Source organism: Amphritea japonica ATCC BAA-1530 (genome assembly GCF_016592435.1).
In the GTDB taxonomy this organism is placed as follows: Bacteria; Pseudomonadota; Gammaproteobacteria; order Pseudomonadales; family Balneatricaceae; genus Amphritea; species Amphritea japonica.
Genome location: NZ_AP014545.1, coordinates 1,535,380 through 1,555,240, shown reverse-complemented (window position 1 = coordinate 1,555,240; position 19,861 = coordinate 1,535,380). Strand labels below are relative to the sequence as shown.

25 protein-coding genes are annotated in these 19,861 nt (G+C 44.5%); 3 read left to right on the top strand and 22 right to left on the bottom strand.

Annotation, left to right across the window (positions count from 1 at the left end):
* Positions 1–15: 15 nt before the first annotated feature.
* The 6 genes from AMJAP_RS07095 to AMJAP_RS07070 form a co-directional block, all read right to left on the bottom strand.
* The gene (locus tag AMJAP_RS07095; RefSeq protein ID WP_019621559.1) at positions 16–1,305 is read right to left on the bottom strand and encodes a BPSS1780 family membrane protein; all 1,290 of its coding nucleotides are present in this window, start codon (positions 1,303–1,305) and stop codon (positions 16–18) included.
* 250 nt (positions 1,306–1,555) lie between these two features.
* The gene (locus AMJAP_RS07090; RefSeq protein WP_019621558.1) at positions 1,556–1,927 is read right to left on the bottom strand and encodes a hypothetical protein; all 372 of its coding nucleotides are present in this window, start codon (positions 1,925–1,927) and stop codon (positions 1,556–1,558) included.
* A 26-nt stretch (positions 1,928–1,953) separates the two neighbouring features.
* Positions 1,954–2,466, bottom strand: a complete 513-nt coding sequence (locus tag AMJAP_RS07085; RefSeq protein ID WP_019621557.1) for a gamma-glutamylcyclotransferase family protein — start codon at positions 2,464–2,466, stop codon at positions 1,954–1,956.
* A 42-nt stretch (positions 2,467–2,508) separates the two neighbouring features.
* A complete protein-coding gene (locus AMJAP_RS07080; protein ID WP_019621556.1) occupies positions 2,509–2,913 on the bottom strand; it encodes a VOC family protein in 405 nt (134 codons plus the stop codon).
* Between the two features lie 104 nt (positions 2,914–3,017).
* The gene (locus AMJAP_RS07075) at positions 3,018–3,620 is read right to left on the bottom strand and encodes a flavin reductase family protein (protein WP_019621555.1); all 603 of its coding nucleotides are present in this window, start codon (positions 3,618–3,620) and stop codon (positions 3,018–3,020) included.
* Between the two features lie 112 nt (positions 3,621–3,732).
* Positions 3,733–4,101 carry a hypothetical protein gene (locus AMJAP_RS07070; protein ID WP_019621554.1) on the bottom strand — a complete coding sequence of 123 codons (369 nt, stop codon included), beginning with the start codon at positions 4,099–4,101 and terminating at the stop codon, positions 3,733–3,735.
* Between the two features lie 692 nt (positions 4,102–4,793).
* Here AMJAP_RS07070 and ubiU point away from each other — a divergent pair.
* Together ubiU and AMJAP_RS07060 are read left to right on the top strand one after the other, a co-directional pair.
* Positions 4,794–5,789 carry a ubiquinone anaerobic biosynthesis protein UbiU gene (gene ubiU, locus AMJAP_RS07065; RefSeq protein WP_019621552.1) on the top strand — a complete coding sequence of 332 codons (996 nt, stop codon included), beginning with the start codon at positions 4,794–4,796 and terminating at the stop codon, positions 5,787–5,789.
* 11 nt (positions 5,790–5,800) lie between these two features.
* Positions 5,801–6,751, top strand: coding sequence for a U32 family peptidase (locus AMJAP_RS07060; protein ID WP_019621551.1), 951 nt, complete (start codon positions 5,801–5,803; stop codon positions 6,749–6,751).
* Between the two features lie 127 nt (positions 6,752–6,878).
* Here AMJAP_RS07060 and ubiT read toward each other — a convergent pair whose 3' ends face one another.
* From ubiT to AMJAP_RS07035, 5 genes are all read right to left on the bottom strand, one after another.
* A complete protein-coding gene (ubiT, locus tag AMJAP_RS07055; protein WP_019621550.1) occupies positions 6,879–7,379 on the bottom strand; it encodes a ubiquinone anaerobic biosynthesis accessory factor UbiT in 501 nt (166 codons plus the stop codon).
* A 227-nt stretch (positions 7,380–7,606) separates the two neighbouring features.
* Positions 7,607–8,086, bottom strand: a complete 480-nt coding sequence (locus AMJAP_RS07050; RefSeq protein WP_019621549.1) for a hypothetical protein — start codon at positions 8,084–8,086, stop codon at positions 7,607–7,609.
* Positions 8,076–9,212 carry a PIN domain-containing protein gene (locus tag AMJAP_RS07045; RefSeq protein ID WP_019621548.1) on the bottom strand — a complete coding sequence of 379 codons (1,137 nt, stop codon included), beginning with the start codon at positions 9,210–9,212 and terminating at the stop codon, positions 8,076–8,078. Before AMJAP_RS07045 ends, AMJAP_RS07050 begins: the two co-directional genes overlap by 11 nt.
* A 90-nt stretch (positions 9,213–9,302) precedes the next feature.
* On the bottom strand, positions 9,303–9,599 hold the full coding sequence (locus tag AMJAP_RS07040) for a hypothetical protein (protein WP_019621547.1): 297 nt from the start codon (positions 9,597–9,599) through the stop codon (positions 9,303–9,305).
* Between the two features lie 72 nt (positions 9,600–9,671).
* On the bottom strand, positions 9,672–9,902 hold the full coding sequence (locus AMJAP_RS07035; protein ID WP_019621546.1) for a hypothetical protein: 231 nt from the start codon (positions 9,900–9,902) through the stop codon (positions 9,672–9,674).
* Positions 9,903–10,430: 528 nt separating this feature from the next.
* Here AMJAP_RS07035 and AMJAP_RS07030 point away from each other — a divergent pair.
* On the top strand, positions 10,431–10,949 hold the full coding sequence (locus AMJAP_RS07030) for a YcxB family protein (RefSeq protein ID WP_019621545.1): 519 nt from the start codon (positions 10,431–10,433) through the stop codon (positions 10,947–10,949).
* Between the two features lie 153 nt (positions 10,950–11,102).
* Here the strand turns inward: AMJAP_RS07030 and AMJAP_RS07025 are convergent, their stop codons facing one another.
* The 11 genes from AMJAP_RS07025 to AMJAP_RS06975 form a co-directional block, all read right to left on the bottom strand.
* Positions 11,103–11,714, bottom strand: coding sequence for an MOSC domain-containing protein (locus AMJAP_RS07025; RefSeq protein WP_019621544.1), 612 nt, complete (start codon positions 11,712–11,714; stop codon positions 11,103–11,105).
* Positions 11,715–11,900: 186 nt separating this feature from the next.
* Positions 11,901–12,308 (bottom strand): VOC family protein, encoded by a 408-nt coding sequence (locus AMJAP_RS07020; protein WP_019621543.1) that lies wholly within the window; start codon positions 12,306–12,308, stop codon positions 11,901–11,903.
* 88 nt (positions 12,309–12,396) lie between these two features.
* Positions 12,397–13,398 carry a hydrolase gene (locus AMJAP_RS07015; protein ID WP_026340096.1) on the bottom strand — a complete coding sequence of 334 codons (1,002 nt, stop codon included), beginning with the start codon at positions 13,396–13,398 and terminating at the stop codon, positions 12,397–12,399.
* 255 nt (positions 13,399–13,653) lie between these two features.
* Positions 13,654–15,204 (bottom strand): peroxidase family protein, encoded by a 1,551-nt coding sequence (locus AMJAP_RS07010; RefSeq protein ID WP_019621541.1) that lies wholly within the window; start codon positions 15,202–15,204, stop codon positions 13,654–13,656.
* 489 nt (positions 15,205–15,693) lie between these two features.
* Positions 15,694–16,152, bottom strand: coding sequence for a hypothetical protein (locus tag AMJAP_RS07005; protein WP_019621540.1), 459 nt, complete (start codon positions 16,150–16,152; stop codon positions 15,694–15,696).
* A 91-nt stretch (positions 16,153–16,243) separates the two neighbouring features.
* Entirely contained in the window at positions 16,244–16,756 is a 513-nt protein-coding gene (locus tag AMJAP_RS07000) for a hypothetical protein (RefSeq protein WP_019621539.1), read from the bottom strand.
* A 58-nt stretch (positions 16,757–16,814) separates the two neighbouring features.
* On the bottom strand, positions 16,815–17,201 hold the full coding sequence (locus AMJAP_RS06995) for a hypothetical protein (protein ID WP_236588753.1): 387 nt from the start codon (positions 17,199–17,201) through the stop codon (positions 16,815–16,817).
* 196 nt (positions 17,202–17,397) lie between these two features.
* Positions 17,398–17,853 (bottom strand): hypothetical protein, encoded by a 456-nt coding sequence (locus AMJAP_RS06990; RefSeq protein ID WP_019621537.1) that lies wholly within the window; start codon positions 17,851–17,853, stop codon positions 17,398–17,400.
* 68 nt (positions 17,854–17,921) lie between these two features.
* On the bottom strand, positions 17,922–18,410 hold the full coding sequence (locus AMJAP_RS06985) for a tetratricopeptide repeat protein (protein ID WP_019621536.1): 489 nt from the start codon (positions 18,408–18,410) through the stop codon (positions 17,922–17,924).
* Positions 18,411–18,504: 94 nt separating this feature from the next.
* Positions 18,505–18,807: a hypothetical protein gene (locus AMJAP_RS06980; RefSeq protein ID WP_019621535.1), complete on the bottom strand. Its 303-nt coding sequence runs from the start codon at positions 18,805–18,807 to the stop codon at positions 18,505–18,507.
* A 33-nt stretch (positions 18,808–18,840) separates the two neighbouring features.
* Positions 18,841–19,776: a hypothetical protein gene (locus AMJAP_RS06975; protein WP_019621534.1), complete on the bottom strand. Its 936-nt coding sequence runs from the start codon at positions 19,774–19,776 to the stop codon at positions 18,841–18,843.
* Positions 19,777–19,861: the final 85 nt, after the last annotated feature.

Below are 19,861 nucleotides of genomic sequence, written 5' to 3'. Positions count from 1 at the left end.
GACATCCTCTACAGCCTAGCTGTAAAAAATATCGCGGTACGAGGTATACATTGAGGCGACGATCATCGGTATAACCACCAACAATCCTAAGCCAAAGGGAATTGAGCCAATAATAAATAACAGCATCATGAACAAGCCGTAAAGGAAAAACGGCAGCATATTTTTCAGGCAGGCACTGAAGCTCATCTTCATGGCAGCAATCGCCGAGATATCATTCAGTGCAACCAGCGCTGGCGCAAACCAATAAGCCATCACCACCGGGATAATAAACAAAGTACCAATCAGAATCGGTACCAGCATCGCCGAAGCCATATCCGGCCCCATGCTGTTAAGACCATCACCCAGCAAAAAAGCTGCGCCGCCAGCGAACATAGCGATAACCACAATCACCACGATCATTGATACCAGATAGAGTAGCCCTACCAATACCAGCTGTCCGACATTGCTGCTAAAGCCACTGAACAGATGAGCAACGCGGAAATCTCCGCCCTCCTCTTGCTCACGGCATCCCAGCATAAAGCCCGCCGAGATAACCGGTGACAACAGTGTTACCGCCAAAGAACCAATAACAGGAATAAAACTAAGTACCGAGGTAAGGATTACCCAGACGATCATTGTAACAATCCAGGCAACCGGGTTTTGCTTAAAATGACCAAAGCCTTCGGTCAACCATCCCCAGCCCCGTAAAGCCGATACCGATACGGGCCCGGTCATATCCCCTTCTTCATACTCGGGGGTCAGATCTGCTTCAGGTGCCTGATAAGGGTTTGATGAGGAATCCGCCGGGGCGCTGTAATCTACTGCCGAAGAGGATGATGTATCTGGCGATGACTCTTCAGCTTCTTCAACTTTTTCCGGGGTCGCGGCCGGTGCCGTAAACGCATGGCCGCTTTCCTGTATGGCAAGATACTTCGAAATAACGATTTTACAGTCCAGACAGCGGTCATCGGCAACTTGTTTTGAACCGCACTTAGGGCAGGCAGAAACACTGGTATCAGAAACAGAATCGTCATCATCAGCGGAAGGAGAGTCTCCCTCTATCTCAAATGCAAATGCAGGCTTAGCTGCTGGCTGCGGGGCGACCAGTTCGACTTCCAGCCCCATCGCGACAAGAACCGCCTGGTATTTTTCGGCCTTAGCTTTTTCCAGACCACTCTTAATAGGCGTTGCCTTACCGGACATCACCAGAACACGGGCTTTTTCTTCGCTGCATTTAAATGTTCCAGCAAACGCGGTAATGATATCTTCAGGCTCGCGATCCTCTGCAAGCTTACCCGTAAAAACCACTTTGTATTGATCCGACATTTGCAAAATTCCCTGTTGCGCTCAGAAAGGTGTAAAAACTCATTCTAACGATAACAGGATAATTAACAAGGACTCATAAAGATGAAACACAAAAACATGAAATAGCTCATTAAATTAGCAAGTTACTGGTTTAAAAATGCTTGTTTTAAAAAATAAACCCGTGGCGGCCTGACGATAGATAAAGCGATCTTAGAGCAGATATTCAGGCGCGTTTATGTCCGGCTCTCAAGCACTACGAGAGCTCCTGTTATTAATCCGGAAGATTGAGTGTAAATGACGTTCCACCGTACCCATGCACCAGATCCTGGGCGCGAATCGTCACGGACTTCACCCCGGCACCGATGCGGACACCCGAAAGGCTTCGCGTAAAGGGTTGCTCTCTGACGTGGGGATGAACCAAAATCCGGGTTCCCAGAACCTTACCCTGCGGATCAACAACCTCCCACTGATTGGCATAATGATCCCAGCCGCTATCCTCGTGCTGCACCGTCACACTAAAAGAATAAAGACCCGCACCCGTCTTACTGACAGTCGCGTTAACGACATTCGCTTCTCCTGCGTCGGCGCCATTCAACAATGAGCTCAGTAGCAGCAACGCAAAAACACAGGTATTTTTTTTCATAGAGTAACTATAGCCTAATCAGCTCTTCAGGAATTTTCGGGGCATGGCTGATGAATCTCTCTCTCCCGGGTATTCCGGGCAGCATCAGCATCATCGACAGACTCTGTCGAGGTGATGCTGAGGATATACTCATCGGGTAACTCCGCTTCCCTGGCACCGATGACCACATGATTCACATACCAGCTATAGGGCTTCAGAACCTCATCGATCTGCAACGCATAATAGGTGATCGCCTCAACGTTAGTGCCATTCAGATTATAGATCTGAACCATTTTTTCACCATAGCCGACGCCGAGCCCTTCTGCCTTATCTAATTGAATTTTTTCGACCGAATCAATCTCATACAGCACACCGTAGACCCGGCCTTCCCCACCGGTATAGCACACATTGCATTTGGCAGAGCCGTCCTGACCGGACTTATGAAACCGCAGCGAGTGACCATCAAGATAATAGACACCGATAACGCAGGCGCTGGGGACACGTTGCCTTAAGCGGGCAACAGACATATTGGAACCATAGGCAAAATATTTAATCAGCATAATGAGGGCTGTTCACCGTAATATCTCTCTTCATTACCCGGTCTATACTGGCTCATAACACACCGCCTGCAGTTTATTGCCATCCGGGTCTCTTACATAGGCAGCATAGTAGTGATCGCTGTACTCTGTTCGTACGCCGGGAGGGCCTTCACACAACCCACCATGTGCGAGGGCCTGATGATAAAACGCATCGACTTCATCCCGGGTCTCTGCAAGCAAGGCCAGGTGAGTACCGTTTCCCCAGGTTGCGGGCCTTCCATCAAAGGGTTTATACAAATATAAGTGGGGCATTTCACCGTTCTTGGCAAACAATGGAGGCTTACCCGCCGGCTTAGGCACACGGCTAAACCCTAACGGCGCAAGTGCCGCCGTATAAAAGCGGGCGGACCTTTCGTAGTCATTAGACCCCAGCGTAATATGACTCAATGCCGCAGTAGATTTTCCCATGAGTTCCCTCTTAAGCTTATGTGAACCTGTAACTCAAACACCGGAGCACAGCAGCCCCATCGTATAAAAAACGGCGAAAACTATTCAACATTACAGCCTGGTTTTCAGGGGCGTTTCATCTCTACGCAGGTAGAAATTAAGCTGTAGTGATCACCACCCATCTTTCCGACTGACTCGATTAGTTGCTGATTTATAATTCCATCTTCATACAAGTCATCACGGACATAAACAGACTGCACATCTAAAAGCACAACGGTACCGCCCATCGGTAAGTCACTGATAGACACAACTTCTCTCAGAGTACACTCGTAACGCACAGGAGACTCTTTTACAGAAGGAGGTTTCACTTTCTGACTCGGGCAACGTTCAACGTCCGCCAGATCGAACTCACTTTCATCCCTGTTAAGCGTGGTACTGGTCAGACTCATTTTTTCTAATAGCGCAGTATTCACAATATTAACCACGCACTCACCCGTTTCAATAAGGTTGCGCAGCGTATCTTTCTGTACGCCACTTCTCGGGTTTACCTGTGTGTAGAGCAGTACCGGAGGGTTACAGCTGGCCACGGTGAAAAATGAATACGGGGCTAAATTATCAATATTATCATCTGATCGTGTACTCACCCATGCGATCGGTCTGGGCGTAACTCCCCCATTCAAGAGGCGATATTTATCCTGGTTTTCTAATTCTGAAATATCAAAAATCATCTGTTATCCATTTAGTCATGCAGAACGTTGGCCCCGAAACGCCAGGCCGCCTTTACAGTGAACATAGCCAGCAGCAGCCAGGCGGAATCTTATCAAGGGTAAAAGTTCCGCGTCATTCGCTATTGAGTATTCTGTTGTTATATTCCGGGTCAAATGCGGTCACTTTAAGCGAATTAGTGAGTATACAGGTCGCGCCTTCAATATCGTTTTCATCAATATAAACAGTGCTACCGTCTACTAGCTGAACCTGTAGCTTCCGGTTTCGCTTACCTTTAAGCCACGCGATGAAAACCGATACAAGATTTTCAATCAGCGTTTCAGGGGAATCAGTACTGATAATTTCCACCGTTTCGTCCATCGCCACCACAAACTGCCGGGTAACCGGTACCTTCCTAAACGCTATACCGCGTTTATTTAACCCGGCAACAAGCGTATTCTCAGGATCAAAAAGGGTTAACTCAAATAACGTATTTTCATTCATTCAAATGGCTCTGTAGCAATATAGATTTGAACATAACTGTTAGGGTCACACGGAACCAGGTATTCAGTTTGCAACTCAACGCGCATTGGTGAACTTTTAATTATTATGCTTTACCCGTACATAAACCAAAGTCTTCAGCTAGCTGTATCGCAGCGATTATGTAAATTACACAAAAAAATAAAACGGCACGCCACTTTCTACCTTTTACACTTGCAGACCATCTGTCTCTCACAAGCACCAGAATACTGCATACTATTCCAACCAGAGCGACAACAAAGCCAGCTAACAAAAACACTTCATACTGAGCGGAACATGCGCCAAATATAATATTCATAATTCCTTCAAAGCATCCTTCTCCTGATCATTTGTCCGCTGTATAGATGCCCGCATGATACAAAGCAATGCACAGGGTCAGACTATGTCCAGCTTTTCTAATCGACCTGCAGACAGTCAAATCAATAACGACAACTTAACCATCTATCGCTGTAAATATTTTTCATGATAATAGAGGCGCGCTTTTCATGCCTCTCTTTTCTGCAACTCAGGCGCTCCTTTTAAGTTCACCTTGCCGATGACAGAAGATAAATCTGATGATGCATAGCGTCATCTATTTTTATTGTTTGATGGCTATCAAATACATCTATTATTGCGATTGTTAGGCTAGCGTCTCTGAAATATGTTGGAGATGCATCGTGGATTTGATTTGTCCTGCCGGAAGTTATCCTGCCTTAAAAGCAGCCGTTGATAATGGTGCTAGTGCTGTTTACTTTGGCTTTAAAGATGCCACCAATGCCCGCCATTTTGCAGGCCTTAATTTTGACCGCCGCAAGGCTGAAAAAGGCATAGACTATGCCCGCAAGCATGGCGTTAAAGTGCTCTGTGCTGTGAATACCTATCCGCAGCCTTCCGGCTGGAAAGCCTGGCAGGGCGCGGTTGATCTGGCCGCCGATATGGAAGTTGATGCGTTAATCGCTGCGGATATGGGAGTATTAGGCTACGCCTCGGATACACATTCAGCGCTTAACCTGCACCTTTCTGTACAAGGTTCAGCAACCAACTATGAAGCCCTCGCCTACTATCAGCAGCAGTTCGGTATTAAGCGTGCGGTACTGCCCCGTGTGTTATCGCTCGCGCAGGTCGAACACTTAGCTCAGCACAGCCCGATTGAACTGGAGGTATTTGCCTTTGGCAGCCTTTGCATCATGGTCGAGGGCCGTTGTTATCTTTCTTCGTATATTACAGACGAATCGCCTAATACCTGTGGTGCCTGCTCTCCGGCGAAAGCGGTGTGCTGGCAAGAGACCGCAACAGGCCTTGAATCGCGTTTAAATGATGTGCTGATCGACCGCTACAAAACTGATGAAAAAGCAGGCTATCCCACCCTGTGTAAAGGTCGCTTTGATGTGGAAGGCTCGGTTTATCACGCGATGGAAGAACCCACTAGCTTAAATACGTTGAACTTGATTCCTGAGTTAAAACAAATGGGCATTAAGGCATTAAAAATTGAGGGACGCCAGAGAAGCCCTGCCTATGTCGCTAAGGTTGTGCGTATTTGGCGAGAAGCCCTGGATACGGCGGCGCGTAACCCTGATCACTTTGACATAAATCCTGAGTGGAATAACGGCCTGCTGGAACTCTCTGAAGGCTCAACAACGACCATCGGTGCTTATCACCGTAGCTGGCAGTAAAGGGAGATAACATGATGAACCGGGTTGTGAATCAACAAGAACCTCATCCAGAAAATCAGATCATCGAAAAGGCCATGAAGCTGTCATTGGGCCCTATGTTATATTTTTGGCCAAAACAGGATGTTTACAATTTTTATGCAGAAATGGCAGAGCTGCCACTGGATACCATTTATCTGGGCGAAACCGTCTGCTCTAAACGGCGTGAACTCAAACTGTCTGATTGGTTAGAGATAGCGCAGGAGTTAACTCAGTGCGGAAAAAGAGTGGTGCTCTCTACCCTGGCGTTGCTTGAGGCCGAATCAGAACTAAAAATGCTGCGGCGTATCTGCAGCAATGGCGATCTGATGGTCGAGGCCAATGATATGGCCGCCGTGCAGTTACTCAGTCAACAGGGTATCCCCTTCGTGACCGGCCCTTCTATCAACGTTTATAACTTACCGGTTCTGAAACAACTGTATAGCAGCGGCATGCGACGTTGGGTGATGCCTGTAGAATTAGGCGCACAAACCCTTGAAGACTTGTTACAACAAGCCACCGCTGATGGTGGCTTACCAGCGCTAGAAACCGAAGTCTTTGCTTATGGTTGCTTACCCCTGGCTTACGCTGCACGCTGCTTTACCGCTCGCTTTAAGAACCTGCCCAAAGATAACTGCAATTTTTGCTGTATCGAATACCCCGATGGTATTCCGATGAGATCACAGGAAGATGATAATCTTTTCATCATCAATGGTATTCAGACGTTATCGGGAGAGCACTACAACCTCGAAAACGAGTTACAGCGGATGCGTGACATCGGGGTAGACCTGGTGCGCCTCAGCCCACAGCGTGAAGGCATGGCTGACGTGGTGCAACGCTTCGCTAACCGTTTACATGAGTCTTCATCAACGAGTATCCCGCTACTGAATCAGTCCCAATGTAATGGCTACTGGTATGGTGAGCCCGGTATGAAGTGGATCGATTAGGGTGTTTTCTAAGTCGCGAAACTGAATCTCAGTGGCGACCTATGAGGGCTAAGTGATGAGTTTCAACTAACAGGAATAAGATAAGAGAGGGTCGTCATCTTATTCCTGTTCAAGTTACCGAGTCCAACTAAGTAGTTGAACGTTGGGCTAACTGAATACTACGCTGGAACACCGCCGGCATTTCACTCCAGTCCACGCTATCCATTAGATTCTTAATAGCTAAACCGAGTTCTGTATTACCCTCGATAACCAGCTTACGTTGAAAGAATAACGTGTCGGGGTCAACGTCCTGAGACGCCATTTTGATGAAGTCGGCTGAATCGCCTCGAATCCAGGCATCCGGTTGTTGGGCTGGCAGCACCACGAGCTTTTCGAACTCGCAGGTAAACGCCACCTGTATGCCTAAATCCCTGACCTCCAAACCTAACTGCTGCCCTTCGAGAAAATAAAACTCATCATCCTGAAGCTGTTCTTTGAACAGATAATTTAACAGCTGCTCCGCCATTTTTTTCCTAAAAGCAAACGGCAGCTTCGGCTCTGTAAACTGAATAAATTTAGAGAAACTCGGTATCGGTAGAGATTGCAGCAGCCGGGATGGCGCCAAGTCAGGCAGCGTGAACGAGGTCATGGGAGACTCCTTAATCGATGCCTGATAGTAGAGGAAAATGCGCTTTTAGCCTTTGATGGCAGTCAATTTTTTAAGGTCAGCAGCTAGACCGCCGCTTCGCGGCTAGCTAGTGGTTAGACGCGACTTCGTCGCTTGCTAGAAAAAGCTTTGGTTCTGTGGGTTGTGAAGAGAGAGGGGACAACGAATAAATTTGCCCTTTTTTCTCTTCTTTTTCTTTGTTAGAACAATTACTCACTGACATAAATAGCCCTACCGGTAACTGTTTGTTCAGAGACAGGTATAACGTAGGTGACTCCATTTGAGTAAGTCCAAACAATAGCCGAAGCATTCTCTCCGGTAGTAGAGAGTAAAACACCATTAGCACCCAATTTTGCTGCCTGCTTTTTTAGCTCTTGAATAGCATAATCTTGGCTGCGCTGCTCTGTCCAACCTGCATCACTAGATGCTTTAACAATACCTACTGATTCGTAATTTTTAGGAGCGTCTAGGTAAAGTTTAACTTGATTAAAGTCTATTGGTGCTCTGACTTTACCAGTGACAATCGATGAACCTGAAGCGCAAGCAGTGAGGAATACTACAAGGACAACAAGGGTATATATTTTGAATTTATCGATATACATGTACTCTCCCGTTACTTTTAACGCCCAAAACAGCGAGCGAGGAACGAGTCCGCTGCTTTTTCTTGTTATATTTTGGTTACTCATCATCCCAAAAATCTGGCTGTAGATCCCCGAACTCAACGCTGTTAGGACTAGATAGAAATTCAATTCCAACTAGCTCAACAGCATCCATTCCTTGGTCAAACTCACCCGCCAAGGTCATTAGTACATCGGTTTTGTACTCAAAATCAGTTGAAGCTGATGAACTATCTAGAAACACGTAGTCTTTATCAATGGAATCATGCACTGAAAGAGAGAAGCTACAGCTTGCCTCAGCCTTAATAATTACTTTTGCTTCAATGACAATGCTTTCTTCTTCTACTTCGACTAAGCGTAAAACTGGTTGATTGTTACCATCTTCTACAAACTCAAAACTCTCATAGTTGACTTCCACTGAATCCGTAGCTTCCCAGAAGAAACCAGAGGTTGCTTCTGCATAAAGGTATAAATCATTTGTATAGTCGCATGCCGCTTGCTCAATATCTGCAATGACAGCTTGATCATCGCCACTTGATATAGCTTTGGCAAGTACATCGCAGAAGTGATATGGAGCAGTTTTAGGTTGAAAAGTAGAAATGGCCTCAGCTAAGTCTCCTTTGATAAATAACCAATCTGATACCTCACAAAACTTCACCCAATCCTTATCTGTTGATACGGCCAAAACTTTTATTTCATTTTCTTCCGCCCATTTTTCAAGAGATAAAAGGGCTATAGCATCAGGAAACTCATTTTTCTTTTGACCAGACTCGCTAAATGGGGCTTTGTGAGAAAAATAGCTATTTATCAGTTCATCAACATTGAGGTATTTAGAAGACTCAACGGTTGTGAACCCATTGCTTTCTTGAAAGTCCTTTAGACGTTCATCTGTGATTTCTTCAGGGGACTTTTCTGGAATTAAAATGCTTTTTCCATCGTTGATTTTGGATGAATCAAAGCAAAGGTGGGTTTCGGTATCCTTGATGCTCTTCTCAAGTTTATTTTTTATTTCAGAAACTTTTGACTTTAAATGGTTGCGAACTTCATTTAAAACAATATCTGAAATAGCAAGTTCAACATCTGTAGGTTTGAACTGATCAAGTTTTCTCAATAGACCTGATTCCAGCCTAATTCCATGATTATCAAAAATGGAGGTATCTACAGTTAACCCACCGAAGTCATGGTCTTCTTCGCCCATTGTTACTCCTTAACTTTGTGCAAAATATAACGCTTGCAGCATGGGCGGCCACGCAGTGGATGTCCAATGCCTGCACTTGTTAAGCGGCTGCTACAGAGTGCCATTAAAGAACCCTCCGGCCGCGGTTATAAGAAACAAACCGAAAAATACTAGTAGGTTCTTACCGGCCTTAGCTCGGTATTTGATGCCTTCTTCGTTTAATGCTCCTGGGACAAACAGAGCATTAAAAGTATTGAAACGAGTGAATCGGTTTTCTTTGGTAATGTTCACGTTGTGATTGCCTACGGCTTTGATCGTGAAGTACATGCCTTTGATTAAGCTCGGCAGGCCTACAATCAACATAATCGAAAGCCATACCAATGAAATTATAATTTCTACGATTTCCATCTAGTTACGCTTAACGCCTAGCTTAGTGGTGAGGAGCGCAGCGACGATCCACTACAGCTACTTGTTAAATGTTTAGTCACAGCTACCATCTCCACCAAAACCTCCATCATTACCATGATAACCAACCCCTCCATCATCTCTTCTTCCAAAGCCTGCTTTCAAAACGAGCCAAATACCTAATGAGATTAGAAAAATGAATACACCTAATGGAGCGAGAACACTATAAAGGCTGCTATCAGAGGATAAGTCCGTGAAATGCCATGATGCAAATAATCCAATTATGATTATAAGTAGTGATTTCATCTGAGATCCATTTTAGACATTTAACATTTTAATACTAGGCCGGCGCATATGCATGCCGAGCTAAAGTCACAAAAGGGGTGATAACTATCTGATCTTAGAAGGGAATTACTGAACATCGTGATCTCCTTTAAGACAAAAACGAGAATGCGCATATGCATTCTTTACCTGGCGCAGTATCTCACCAGCGTTTTATACCTATCCCTTTGTATTTCTTCAGTTTTGCAAAACTTATAAGCAGCAAAACGAGCCTTTGTCTAACGATAAAACGAGCATAACTACTGCTATATGCAAAATAAACTGTTTATACATACAAGCTATGCACTAACTATAACAGTACTGGAGAATTGATACTTTTGACAATTACTTTTTCGAACAACGAGCAAGTCACGCTTTTTGTGACGTTCGAACAATGAGCTACGGCTTTTAAAGACTAAATCGATTAGAGCCCTTTAACTAATCAAGCTTCATTTGCCAGATTTGCTACACTAGCGTTCCTACAACATTGTCCTTACATCGCCAGGCCAGAGTATGACAGACACCGCCCACCCTAACAGCAGCACCAGTACAGATCAGAGCAGCTACTATATCCTCAATCGTGAATACTTCATTGAGTGCTTTGACGAATCTGCGAATACTACTCTCAGCCTCAAAACATACCGTCAGGTGATAATACTGGTCATTCTCGCCGGTGTGTTTTTTGCCCAAGAGTCTGACCCCTATATTGCATGGTTTCTACTCGCCCTCTGCGCTGTTGAACTGCTATCTATTCGCTATAAACGCGGTTGGTGGGTAACCCGTCAAATGCTTAGTCGCAGGGCCGGTAGCCGGGTCAATATTCGGATTGATGATCAGGGTATCTATAGCGACAGCGCTCACCACCAGCAAAGTATCCTCTGGAACGATATTGATGAATTAAAGACCACTGAGAAAGGTTTTATAGTCATCCATAAGGGCGGTACTAACTACCTTTCAAGAAAAGGCCTGGATAAGGGTTATTTGGATTTATTAGCCGAAAAATCAAGCGCAGATAACAAAGCACCGACCTAAATGCCTATCATGTCGCTTAGCGACATTCGAACAACGAGCTACGGCTTTTAATCTTTCCCTAGCAGTCACGTAGCGACGTTCTAGCAAGTGGCGTAGCCACGTCTAACCACTGGCTTCTGCTCCAAATCTTCGCACGCAACTCATGTTGAACGATTAAGCGTGGCCCAATAATCGAAAATTCCAGTTTTCAACTTCACCTGTGTCTATACGCTGGACAACTTTTTGCATCCAGCTATCAGACAATCTCGTTTGCTGTTTTAGTTTACACAAGCCCTCTTGATCGAGTGGGTTGCCGAAGTAGATATCACATACCTGACGAACGGTTAGCGCGTCAGGGACCCGCTCAATCAGCCGAAGCGGCTTATCAACATTGACTATTCCGGGCTCGATCACTCGATACAACCACCCGCATCGACTGATCTCCTGCATATGGATAGAAAAGTCTTCTATACCCCACCGTGTATTGAGTTTATAGCAGGGAGAGCGAGGCTGGCTTATCTCAATAACCGCATCACCCCAGCTAAAACGATCGCCGATGCAAACGTTCTGCTCTGTCATACCCGTAGAGCTAAGATTCTCTCCCATGCCCGGCGCATGCCATTGAAACCCTGTCCCATATCGCTTGCACCAATATTTGTAGTGTTCAGATGGATACTGATGAAGGGCACGCTCTAAGCCACCATGGTGATTTTTATCCGCACAGGCGTCACCTTCCAGGCCTTCAATAGATAGGTAAATATCCCCTTCCACAGGCGATTTCTCCATCCCTGTCTCTAGCCCAAAGCTTTGCTTTACCTTTCCTTGGAACAGGTTATTGAGAACGTTGTGCTTGATCATTCTGACTTAATATCCCATGTGAATGTGACGATCGAACAACGCGCTACGGCTTTTAGTCTTTCCCTAGCAGTCGCATTGCGACGTTCTAGCAAGTGGCGAAGCCACGTCTAACCACTAGCTACTGCTCTTATTTGAGGCCTGATGAAGCTCTATGACGTTATCGTCCGGGTCTCTGATAAAGAAGAATTTTGCACCATTAATCTCTACCCGTTCAGTGATTGTTATTCCCAGCTCTTCAATTTTCTTAGACACGACCTCTGCGTCAGTTATCTCCAACGCGATATGTGTATAGCCAGGATATTTTATATCCTGTTTCATTAGAATATTATCTTCCGGAGCATCATCAGATGCGTTGAGAATGAAATTGATATTGATACCTGATGGGTGCTCAACGATAGCCGCAGGCTCTGGACCAACCGGACCTGCAATGAATTTAAATCCGAGTTGCTCGTAGAATTTTCTAGCGGTATCTAAATCTCTAACCCGAAGCCCTACATGATTAATTCGTGTGATCTCTTTCATTGAGTCCTGCCTTTATTTACAGTTTACGGCTTTTAATCTTTTCCTAGCGAGTCGCGTAGCGACGTTCTGGCAAGTAGCGAAGCTACGTCTAACCACTAGCGATTGCTTCATCACTAGCTACAGCTTTATTTATCGTCAGAAAATGAATAATACGTTGTTCTAAATAGTAGCGTGGTTTTAGTGGAGAACCACCGTCAATAAAGCCGACATGACCACCCTGTTGATGCAGTTCATAGGTTACATCTGCGGAGCACTGGTTAGCTGATGGGATTACGTCTGCATTCATGAACGGATCATCAGCGGCATGTATGACTAACGTTGGTCGGTCAATCTTCGCCAAATAACTAAATCCACTGGCTTTAGCATAGTAATCATCAACACCCTCGAAGCCATGCAGTGGCGCAGTCACCCGGTGATCAAATTGATAAAACGTTTTCAGTGTACTGACTTGCTTCGGCGTCACCGATGCTTGATCGACAATGGTTCGATGATTAAATTTATCGGTGAGTTTATCTCGAAGCTGCTTAATCAGATGCCATTGGTAAAGAGTCGAAAACCCCTTTTCTAATCGCTTGGCACAGGCTGATAACTGCAGTGGGGCCGAGACAACAACCGCACGGTCTATGGTGCTATCACTCTGCATCTCGCCCAGATATTTAGTCAACACATTCCCCCCTAAGCTATAACCCACAGCGCACAGTTTTGCTTGAGGGAAATGCTCTTTAAGGTACGCCAAGGTGTCACTAATATCTTGCGTATCGCCACTATGATAACTGCGGGCTAAACGGTTCGGCTCACCCGAACAGCCCCGATGGTGATGCACAACCGCGCATAAACCATGGCGATTACAATCTTGCAGTAAGCGTCGTATATAGTGGGAATCAGAGCTACCTTCCAGCCCATGCATAATAACAACAATGCTACCGGCGTTATGGGGGTCACCTAACCAATCAAGATCGATAAAATCACCATCACCTAATTCCAGGCGTTGGCGGGAAAGTGCCGGGGATTCAACCTTAGTGAGCACAGGTAAAATCGTCTGCACATGTGGGTTCTTTGCCCACCAGGGGGGTAAAAAAGATCGTCTCATCATAGATTGGCTGTTATTTGAGGGAAGCGCATAGGATAACAGATCATCCAGCCGCTACTTCAGAGCTTTTACCACCGAGGACACAGAGAGCACAGAGAAAAGCGGATAGAGGCTAGTTAACGGTCCTTCTCCGTGCTCTCGGTGTTCTCTGTGGTGATATTTTTAGGTGTTAAAGTTGGTTTTTGAGGGCTTTTTCGAGCGACGAGCAAGTCACGTTTTTTTGTGACGTTCGAACAACGCCCCAGGGTTTTACTTCTACCTCTTAACACTAACCTTCACCAGTCGATTGGTATTGCGATCAGCCAGATCCTGAAACGACTTCGTGGCATCGATTCGCTCCATACCGTAAGCGGTGAAGTGCTTATCGCAGAAGTTTTCCTTTGCCAGTAAAGGATTCGTATATATCTGTGTCAGCGCATCGTAGGCCACCATGGCGGTCTGTAGCTCGCCTGTCAGCGTGCTGCCTCCATCTTCTGCAAACAACCCTACGGTGAGTTCCAGATTATCAATGTCGCTATAGAGTCTTTTAAGGCTTGCGTTGAGATTAGTATCGTCAGTCACCTGATCGAACGAGTCTAATCGGGACAGACCAAACTGAACGCGATAATCATTAAAAGACCGTAACCGCCAGTCCCGGCCTTTGTTGATCATCGCCTGCTCTGCGGGCATTAAAAATCCGGGGACATTGTCCAGTGATATTTTACCGGCCACCTGCAATGTTGCCGCTTCTAACAGACTGCTCAGGCCTTCCCTGATCAGCAGATCAAAGTTTTTAACGAGGCTCTCATCTCTGCCCGCAACCTTTAGCGCATCAGGTACTAAGCCGTGCCAGCGATAAAGCAGATTGAATTCTGCCGCTATCCAGGGAGTACGGTACCACTGCTGTTTCTCAACGAATGAATTATCCATCACCAGAACATCCAGACCGGCGATATGGTTAACGTAATCTTCGATAATGAGTTTCATCAGGATGACAGTATTGATGATGCGCGCGGTGTGAAATAACCGATCATCGTCCCAACCGGGATTTCGGCTAGCCAGCTGATCACAGATACCGTTGTGCTCCCTTAGAAACAAGGTACTCATCACCATATGCCCAACAATTGAGTTCCCCCTCTCCAGCCCTGTCGCGAATAGCTTGTCTTTCTGCGAGTCAGTTAACCCACCAAAAATAGACTCCATCCACTCTTTATCAGCGATGTAAGGTAGGTTTTTATAACGATCTTTTACCTGCCAGACACCGTTTTCATCCAGTTCGCCAAGAGAATCCGGATACTCTTCACCCCCTATCATCTGGCTACGCAACTTGCCGCCCTCCCCTGAGCGGAGCATCAGTGCTACCGCTTCGTTAGAACCATATATCTGGGCAAGGTCGATGTTATGGTTGGAGGTGGTCTGTCTGAAATCGATATGACTGGAACGGAAAAAACCGTCGGTGAACCATTGAGCAACAAACATAAAAAAGACCGATGAACGGTCTTCCTTCATTCCACCTTTTCGCTCAAACAAGGCGGTAACCTCACCGAAAGGGAATTCAGTCGTCCCCTCATTTGATGGTAAGGCATTCATAAAACGATCATCAGCCGGGGCAAGATGACGATCGAAGTAGTTTTTATCGGTGACCGTATGCCAGGTCAGATATTCACTGGGCGAGGCATCAACTTTATCGAGGGGCGACCACAAACTATGGCTATGGGGCCGGGGTGTTGTGGCTGACGCTAACTTATTAGATGCGATTCGATTAGCAAGCTTAGCAACGCCAGGTAATCGTTTGGCGAACCCCAGTAGTTTGTTCAGCGTAGACATATCAAACTCCCTCTATCGTCGTTGATAAACTTAGGGGATTCGTCCGATTAGCGATAAAACTCTTATCCAAGAGCTCGCTATAAGCACTACCCCTTCGCCAAAAACACTTTAGCTGTTACGCATATTGCTCGATGCCGTGCTTTGCCTGAGCAAATTAAAACAACAGTTTGAAATAAGAATAGTCGTTAAGCATTAGAAAACAACTTCATCCAGACCTTACTCATTACTTGTAAATTGCACCAACAGAGTCTAATAAACTCTCATATTTGAGCGAAAAAAAAGAGCGTCTAAGCGCTCTTCATTTTTCCAAGCTAGTTGAGCAACGATTTTCTAATCTCTGAGAAATCCGCTGATTAAAGCTCTTCTGATTAGCCTAAACTATTCAGAAAAAACACATCCCTAAGCATAACTTTTCCTTAGGTATAACGCCTTACACAGCGGCGAGTGCAACGAGTCCGACAGCCACAGGCTGCGAACCGCTGTAACTTGTTATTTTTCTTCAATGTCAGATTCCTTAGCACTAACTATTACCAACCGGACATTGCCTATTTTTTTCCCGATAACTCTATCTAAAGCAACAAAGATAAATGCAGTTGCTATCACTAGGTAAAATATCACTCCGATAGTTTCTGCTACGCCAGTAGTAAGCATCTCCTGTTCAATAAGCGTGTTCATAGAATGATAAAATATTAATCCGAGGAAACCGCCAATAACGACTAACATAAGCATGAAGCGCCACGTAATAGCCCACCATACGGATAACAAGTTTGAACCAGAAGTATCAACTTCAACCGGGATAAACTTGACTGTACCCTCTGTCCACACCTTAGCAGCGCTTCGCTTTAGATCGGTGAGTTTAGTGATATGGTTGGTATGCTCTTCACAAACTACGGCGAATTCGTTACCCCAGTTTATAGTGATTGAACGACCACATACGTCACACTTCATCCTTGGCACCTAGTTTTGGAGAGAAATATCGCCTTGCACTGCGGCGAGCATAGCGAGTCCGCAGCCGTAGGCGGCGAACTACTGCAACTTGTTATACTTTTTCATAGCCGGATATTATAGCTATATGATTTCTTAGCTGAAGATAAAAAAGTGAGTAGAACGCTAGTGTTGCTACAAACATTGCAACCACAGTAATTACCGCACCAACCGAACCTAAACCGCTTATCAATAATGTTGATGTAAAACCCAAAGCTACCCCAGCAACTAAAAAGTACATAAAAAGCTTGAGACCAATTGGTAAACTTAAAGATGCTAATCTCAAGAAAAAATCTTTACCGTCTCCTTTTTCGTTAGCCTGATAAGCTAGCCATAATCCATAGTAAGTAATAACACCTGAAACTATTAGTATTAATAGTGAGGCCAAGCTCTTCCACATACTTATTTCAGACTCAGAAAAAGCAATTTCAACAGGAAACTCAAATGAAAACCGCCCTATCACTGCTGTAACAATCAAATGTTTTAAAGCTCTAACCTCTGAGAACGTCCCTGATTTAAGCTCTTCTGAGAGCCCTCGACTATTAAGAAAATATATATCCTTGAGCATAACTTTCCCTTAGGTATAACGCTTAGCTTAGTAGGAGCGTAGCGACGATCCACTACAGCTACTTGTTAGATTGTTCAATTTGAACCCGCCCTTGTTCCAAATGTTCAATCAAGTGATCCATATTTGTATAATGCTTTATCTCTATGAATTGGCCTGAAGTTGTGAATATTTCGATGGAACCATCAGATTCTAAGCGAGTTATAACTTTCTCAATATCAGAAAATAAAATATCTGCATGCGCATTGGTATAGAGGTATCTAATTCCATCCGTTATTATTTCGATTTTCTGCTTTCTGGATAGAGGTTTGAGGAAAGGGACTAATACCCTATCCAAACCTAATGCACAGATAATACCCATAATTAAATCTAATGTAATTTCAAGAACGTTTGCTAAACCATTCCTATGATTTAAAGAGTCACTTCTTTGGTTCAAATAATCACTCAAATACGGAATGTCTACGTAATCCCTAAAGTAAAAAAAAGGCCTATCAACCCTGCACCGATAATCATCCTTAATATACCTCGATAGTGCTCTATAGAAGGCTTCAAGCTAGGCTTACTCATATTGCGTTCCTTTGCAATCTAACGCCAAGCAAAGCGGCGCAGCTTGCTGTGTCCTTGCTTGTGCGCCTTGTTATGCATTAGACCTTAACTTTTGTGCTGCATTTTCGGCAACGAATTGAAGTAACAATAGGATTGCCAACACGAAATTTATTATGACCACAGCTCGGGCATGATTTTTTAGCGAAGAAAGTTTTAGCGTTACTGATGAAGCAAATGTATATGACAGCAATGGCTGGTAGTACAAAAGCGAATAATCCAAAAAACGCAGCAAAGTACCTGGAAATGTTACCACCAACAAGAAGCATATAACCGTTCCAAATAAGCAAGATCCAAATAAGGTTAACTGAGATTTTGCTGCCTCGAGCTGTTTCCTGAACGGTTAACAGGCCGGATTTATACAGAAAAGGTAAGTAGAGAATACCTGCTAGTATAAAAAGCCAACCTAAAGCGGTTACAGAGGTGGGTCTTTTGGGAATAGTGCCTTCAGATTGGATAGAAAGATCACTAGCAGGTGTTTTATATATTTCGTTCATATTCATTCCTTTGATGATGCATAACGCTTAAAGCAGCCGACGCTTTAGCGGTCGGCTGACTTTACTTGTTATACCTTAGCTTTCGTCCTGTCTTCGATTTCTTTTAAAAGCTCTTTTGCTTTCTCATAACCTAAATCAGCTGACCTCTTTAGAACATAGTGCGCTTTATTAAAATCTTGTTGTACAAAAATTCCTTCTGCATATGCAAAGAAAAGCATATATAACGCATGTACATGGTCCTGTTCAGCTGCTTTGAGATACCACTTCACTGACCCTTCCAGATTTACAGGCGTGCCAAAACCATACTGAAGAAGCTCTGCATAGAGAGTTTGGCCATCACTATCTCCCGATTTAGCAGTTTTTTCACACCACTTAACGGCTTTCTTATAGTCTGCTTCAAAATCATCTCCATACCGATACTGATAACAGAGATAGTGCATAGCAATTACGTTACCTCCGTTTGCAGCCTTAATCGTTTTCTCCAGATCAGGCAAAGAACTCTCAGCACTTACAACGCCTGAAGTTAAAATTAACACAATAGTCAGAATTACTTTCATATCCGTCCTTGAGGTATAACGCCAAAAGCAGCGGACCGAAAAAGCGAAGCTTTTTTGAGTCCGCTGGCTTGCCTTGTTAGCTGTTTTGGCACGATTACATTTTATATATTGCATAGAAAAATATACTCACACCAAAAACCATTATTATTGGGGCCAATATCTTGCGTGATTTTGGGCCTATTTTAATCCGCTGCTCGTGACGTATGACTTCACTTGCCAGCCATAATGCAGGAAAGCTACAAGCTAACCAAGCAGACACACCACGGATATTAAGAATGTCGCTGCGACCGGGAACACTTATTTCACCAGTGAAAGCGCCTGCCACGAAATACACCAGAAAAAGAACTGGGATTAGATATAGCGCTAATGCTTTTTTAGGTGATACAACTTGATCCATGCTCATACTCTATTAAGACAGCTAACGCCGCGCTCAGCCGCTGACAAAAGTGGCGCTTATTTTGCGGCTTTTTGCAAAACGAGTGACACTTTTGGCAGTCGGTTGCAGCGCCTTGTTAAGCCTACCATCTGGTTGCCAGTTTCCCTCGCCGAGAAACGAACCAACAATTTGTGTAAGTGATAAGCCTAGGAATTCCTGTGCTGCCGACTCACCTGCATCTTCGTAATTTGCATGATTACTGAACTTTGCAAAAGCCGAAAAATCCTGGGAGATATTACGCGCAAGAATGTGAGCCAAGTTATAGCTAAGCTCCTGACCTTCATCAATTGCCATAAAGCTTTCGCCTGACCAAAAATCTTGGATAGTATCTTCATTCCAATACCTTTGGTGACGTTCAACCATTTCTTTATCTAGAAAAAGGCGATTACCTGCAAGTACATCTTCCATCAGAACAGCCATGCCTTCATTTAGCCATAATGGTATCGGCAGATGAACCAAGCAAGCATGGGTGAGTTCATGAACGGCAATTGGCTCAGCATAATCTATATCTTGAGATGGAAATACAAAATGACCATAACCTTCATTTATGTACATTCCTGAGCTAAGACCGAACTCCCCTTCATCAGGAAAGAACATGCCAACGTATTCATAATATTGGTCACTATCTTGAAAGATTAATGCTACATGCTTCCCAAATCCTTCGTCGGAAGCAATTCCTTCAAGAGTGCTTAAAATTCGTTTTAATGTTCTTTCTAAGAAGCCTGAAAAAACATGAATATACCGATCGCTTTCATTCGACATAATCGAAAAGTTTAGCGATTCTTCAATTCTATAATCGCTGCCAAATTCACTGGCGATAGATTCTAACCATTTCTTACATTCTTTAGACCATTCAGAATGCAAGTCATCATGACTTTGATCATCTCCAATCCTTAGAGCTATTTCATTCCAATCTGGCTTAATACTCATCGATCTCTCTATTCATTGGCTTAACGCCAAGCAAAGCGGCGTAGCTTGCTGCGTCCTTGCTTATGCGCCTTGTTATGTTTTTGTG

Coding starts and splice junctions, on each gene's coding strand:
- AMJAP_RS07095 (WP_019621559.1), bottom strand. CDS start 1,305: ATGTCGGATCAATACAAAGTGGTTTTTACGGGTAAGCTTGCAGAGGAT.
- AMJAP_RS07090 (WP_019621558.1), bottom strand. CDS start 1,927: ATGAAAAAAAATACCTGTGTTTTTGCGTTGCTGCTACTGAGCTCATTG.
- AMJAP_RS07085 (WP_019621557.1), bottom strand. CDS start 2,466: ATGCTGATTAAATATTTTGCCTATGGTTCCAATATGTCTGTTGCCCGC.
- AMJAP_RS07080 (WP_019621556.1), bottom strand. CDS start 2,913: ATGGGAAAATCTACTGCGGCATTGAGTCATATTACGCTGGGGTCTAAT.
- AMJAP_RS07075 (WP_019621555.1), bottom strand. CDS start 3,620: ATGATTTTTGATATTTCAGAATTAGAAAACCAGGATAAATATCGCCTC.
- AMJAP_RS07070 (WP_019621554.1), bottom strand. CDS start 4,101: ATGAATGAAAATACGTTATTTGAGTTAACCCTTTTTGATCCTGAGAAT.
- AMJAP_RS07060 (WP_019621551.1), top strand. CDS start 5,801: ATGATGAACCGGGTTGTGAATCAACAAGAACCTCATCCAGAAAATCAG.
- ubiT (WP_019621550.1), bottom strand. CDS start 7,379: ATGACCTCGTTCACGCTGCCTGACTTGGCGCCATCCCGGCTGCTGCAA.
- AMJAP_RS07050 (WP_019621549.1), bottom strand. CDS start 8,086: ATGATGAGTAACCAAAATATAACAAGAAAAAGCAGCGGACTCGTTCCT.
- AMJAP_RS07045 (WP_019621548.1), bottom strand. CDS start 9,212: ATGGGCGAAGAAGACCATGACTTCGGTGGGTTAACTGTAGATACCTCC.
- AMJAP_RS07040 (WP_019621547.1), bottom strand. CDS start 9,599: ATGGAAATCGTAGAAATTATAATTTCATTGGTATGGCTTTCGATTATG.
- AMJAP_RS07035 (WP_019621546.1), bottom strand. CDS start 9,902: ATGAAATCACTACTTATAATCATAATTGGATTATTTGCATCATGGCAT.
- AMJAP_RS07030 (WP_019621545.1), top strand. CDS start 10,431: ATGACAGACACCGCCCACCCTAACAGCAGCACCAGTACAGATCAGAGC.
- AMJAP_RS07025 (WP_019621544.1), bottom strand. CDS start 11,714: ATGGAGAAATCGCCTGTGGAAGGGGATATTTACCTATCTATTGAAGGC.
- AMJAP_RS07020 (WP_019621543.1), bottom strand. CDS start 12,308: ATGAAAGAGATCACACGAATTAATCATGTAGGGCTTCGGGTTAGAGAT.
- AMJAP_RS07015 (WP_026340096.1), bottom strand. CDS start 13,398: ATGAGACGATCTTTTTTACCCCCCTGGTGGGCAAAGAACCCACATGTG.
- AMJAP_RS07010 (WP_019621541.1), bottom strand. CDS start 15,204: ATGTCTACGCTGAACAAACTACTGGGGTTCGCCAAACGATTACCTGGC.
- AMJAP_RS07005 (WP_019621540.1), bottom strand. CDS start 16,152: ATGAAGTGTGACGTATGTGGTCGTTCAATCACTATAAACTGGGGTAAC.
- AMJAP_RS07000 (WP_019621539.1), bottom strand. CDS start 16,756: ATGCTCAAGGATATATATTTTCTTAATAGTCGAGGGCTCTCAGAAGAG.
- AMJAP_RS06990 (WP_019621537.1), bottom strand. CDS start 17,853: ATGAACGAAATATATAAAACACCTGCTAGTGATCTTTCTATCCAATCT.
- AMJAP_RS06985 (WP_019621536.1), bottom strand. CDS start 18,410: ATGAAAGTAATTCTGACTATTGTGTTAATTTTAACTTCAGGCGTTGTA.
- AMJAP_RS06980 (WP_019621535.1), bottom strand. CDS start 18,807: ATGGATCAAGTTGTATCACCTAAAAAAGCATTAGCGCTATATCTAATC.
- AMJAP_RS06975 (WP_019621534.1), bottom strand. CDS start 19,776: ATGAGTATTAAGCCAGATTGGAATGAAATAGCTCTAAGGATTGGAGAT.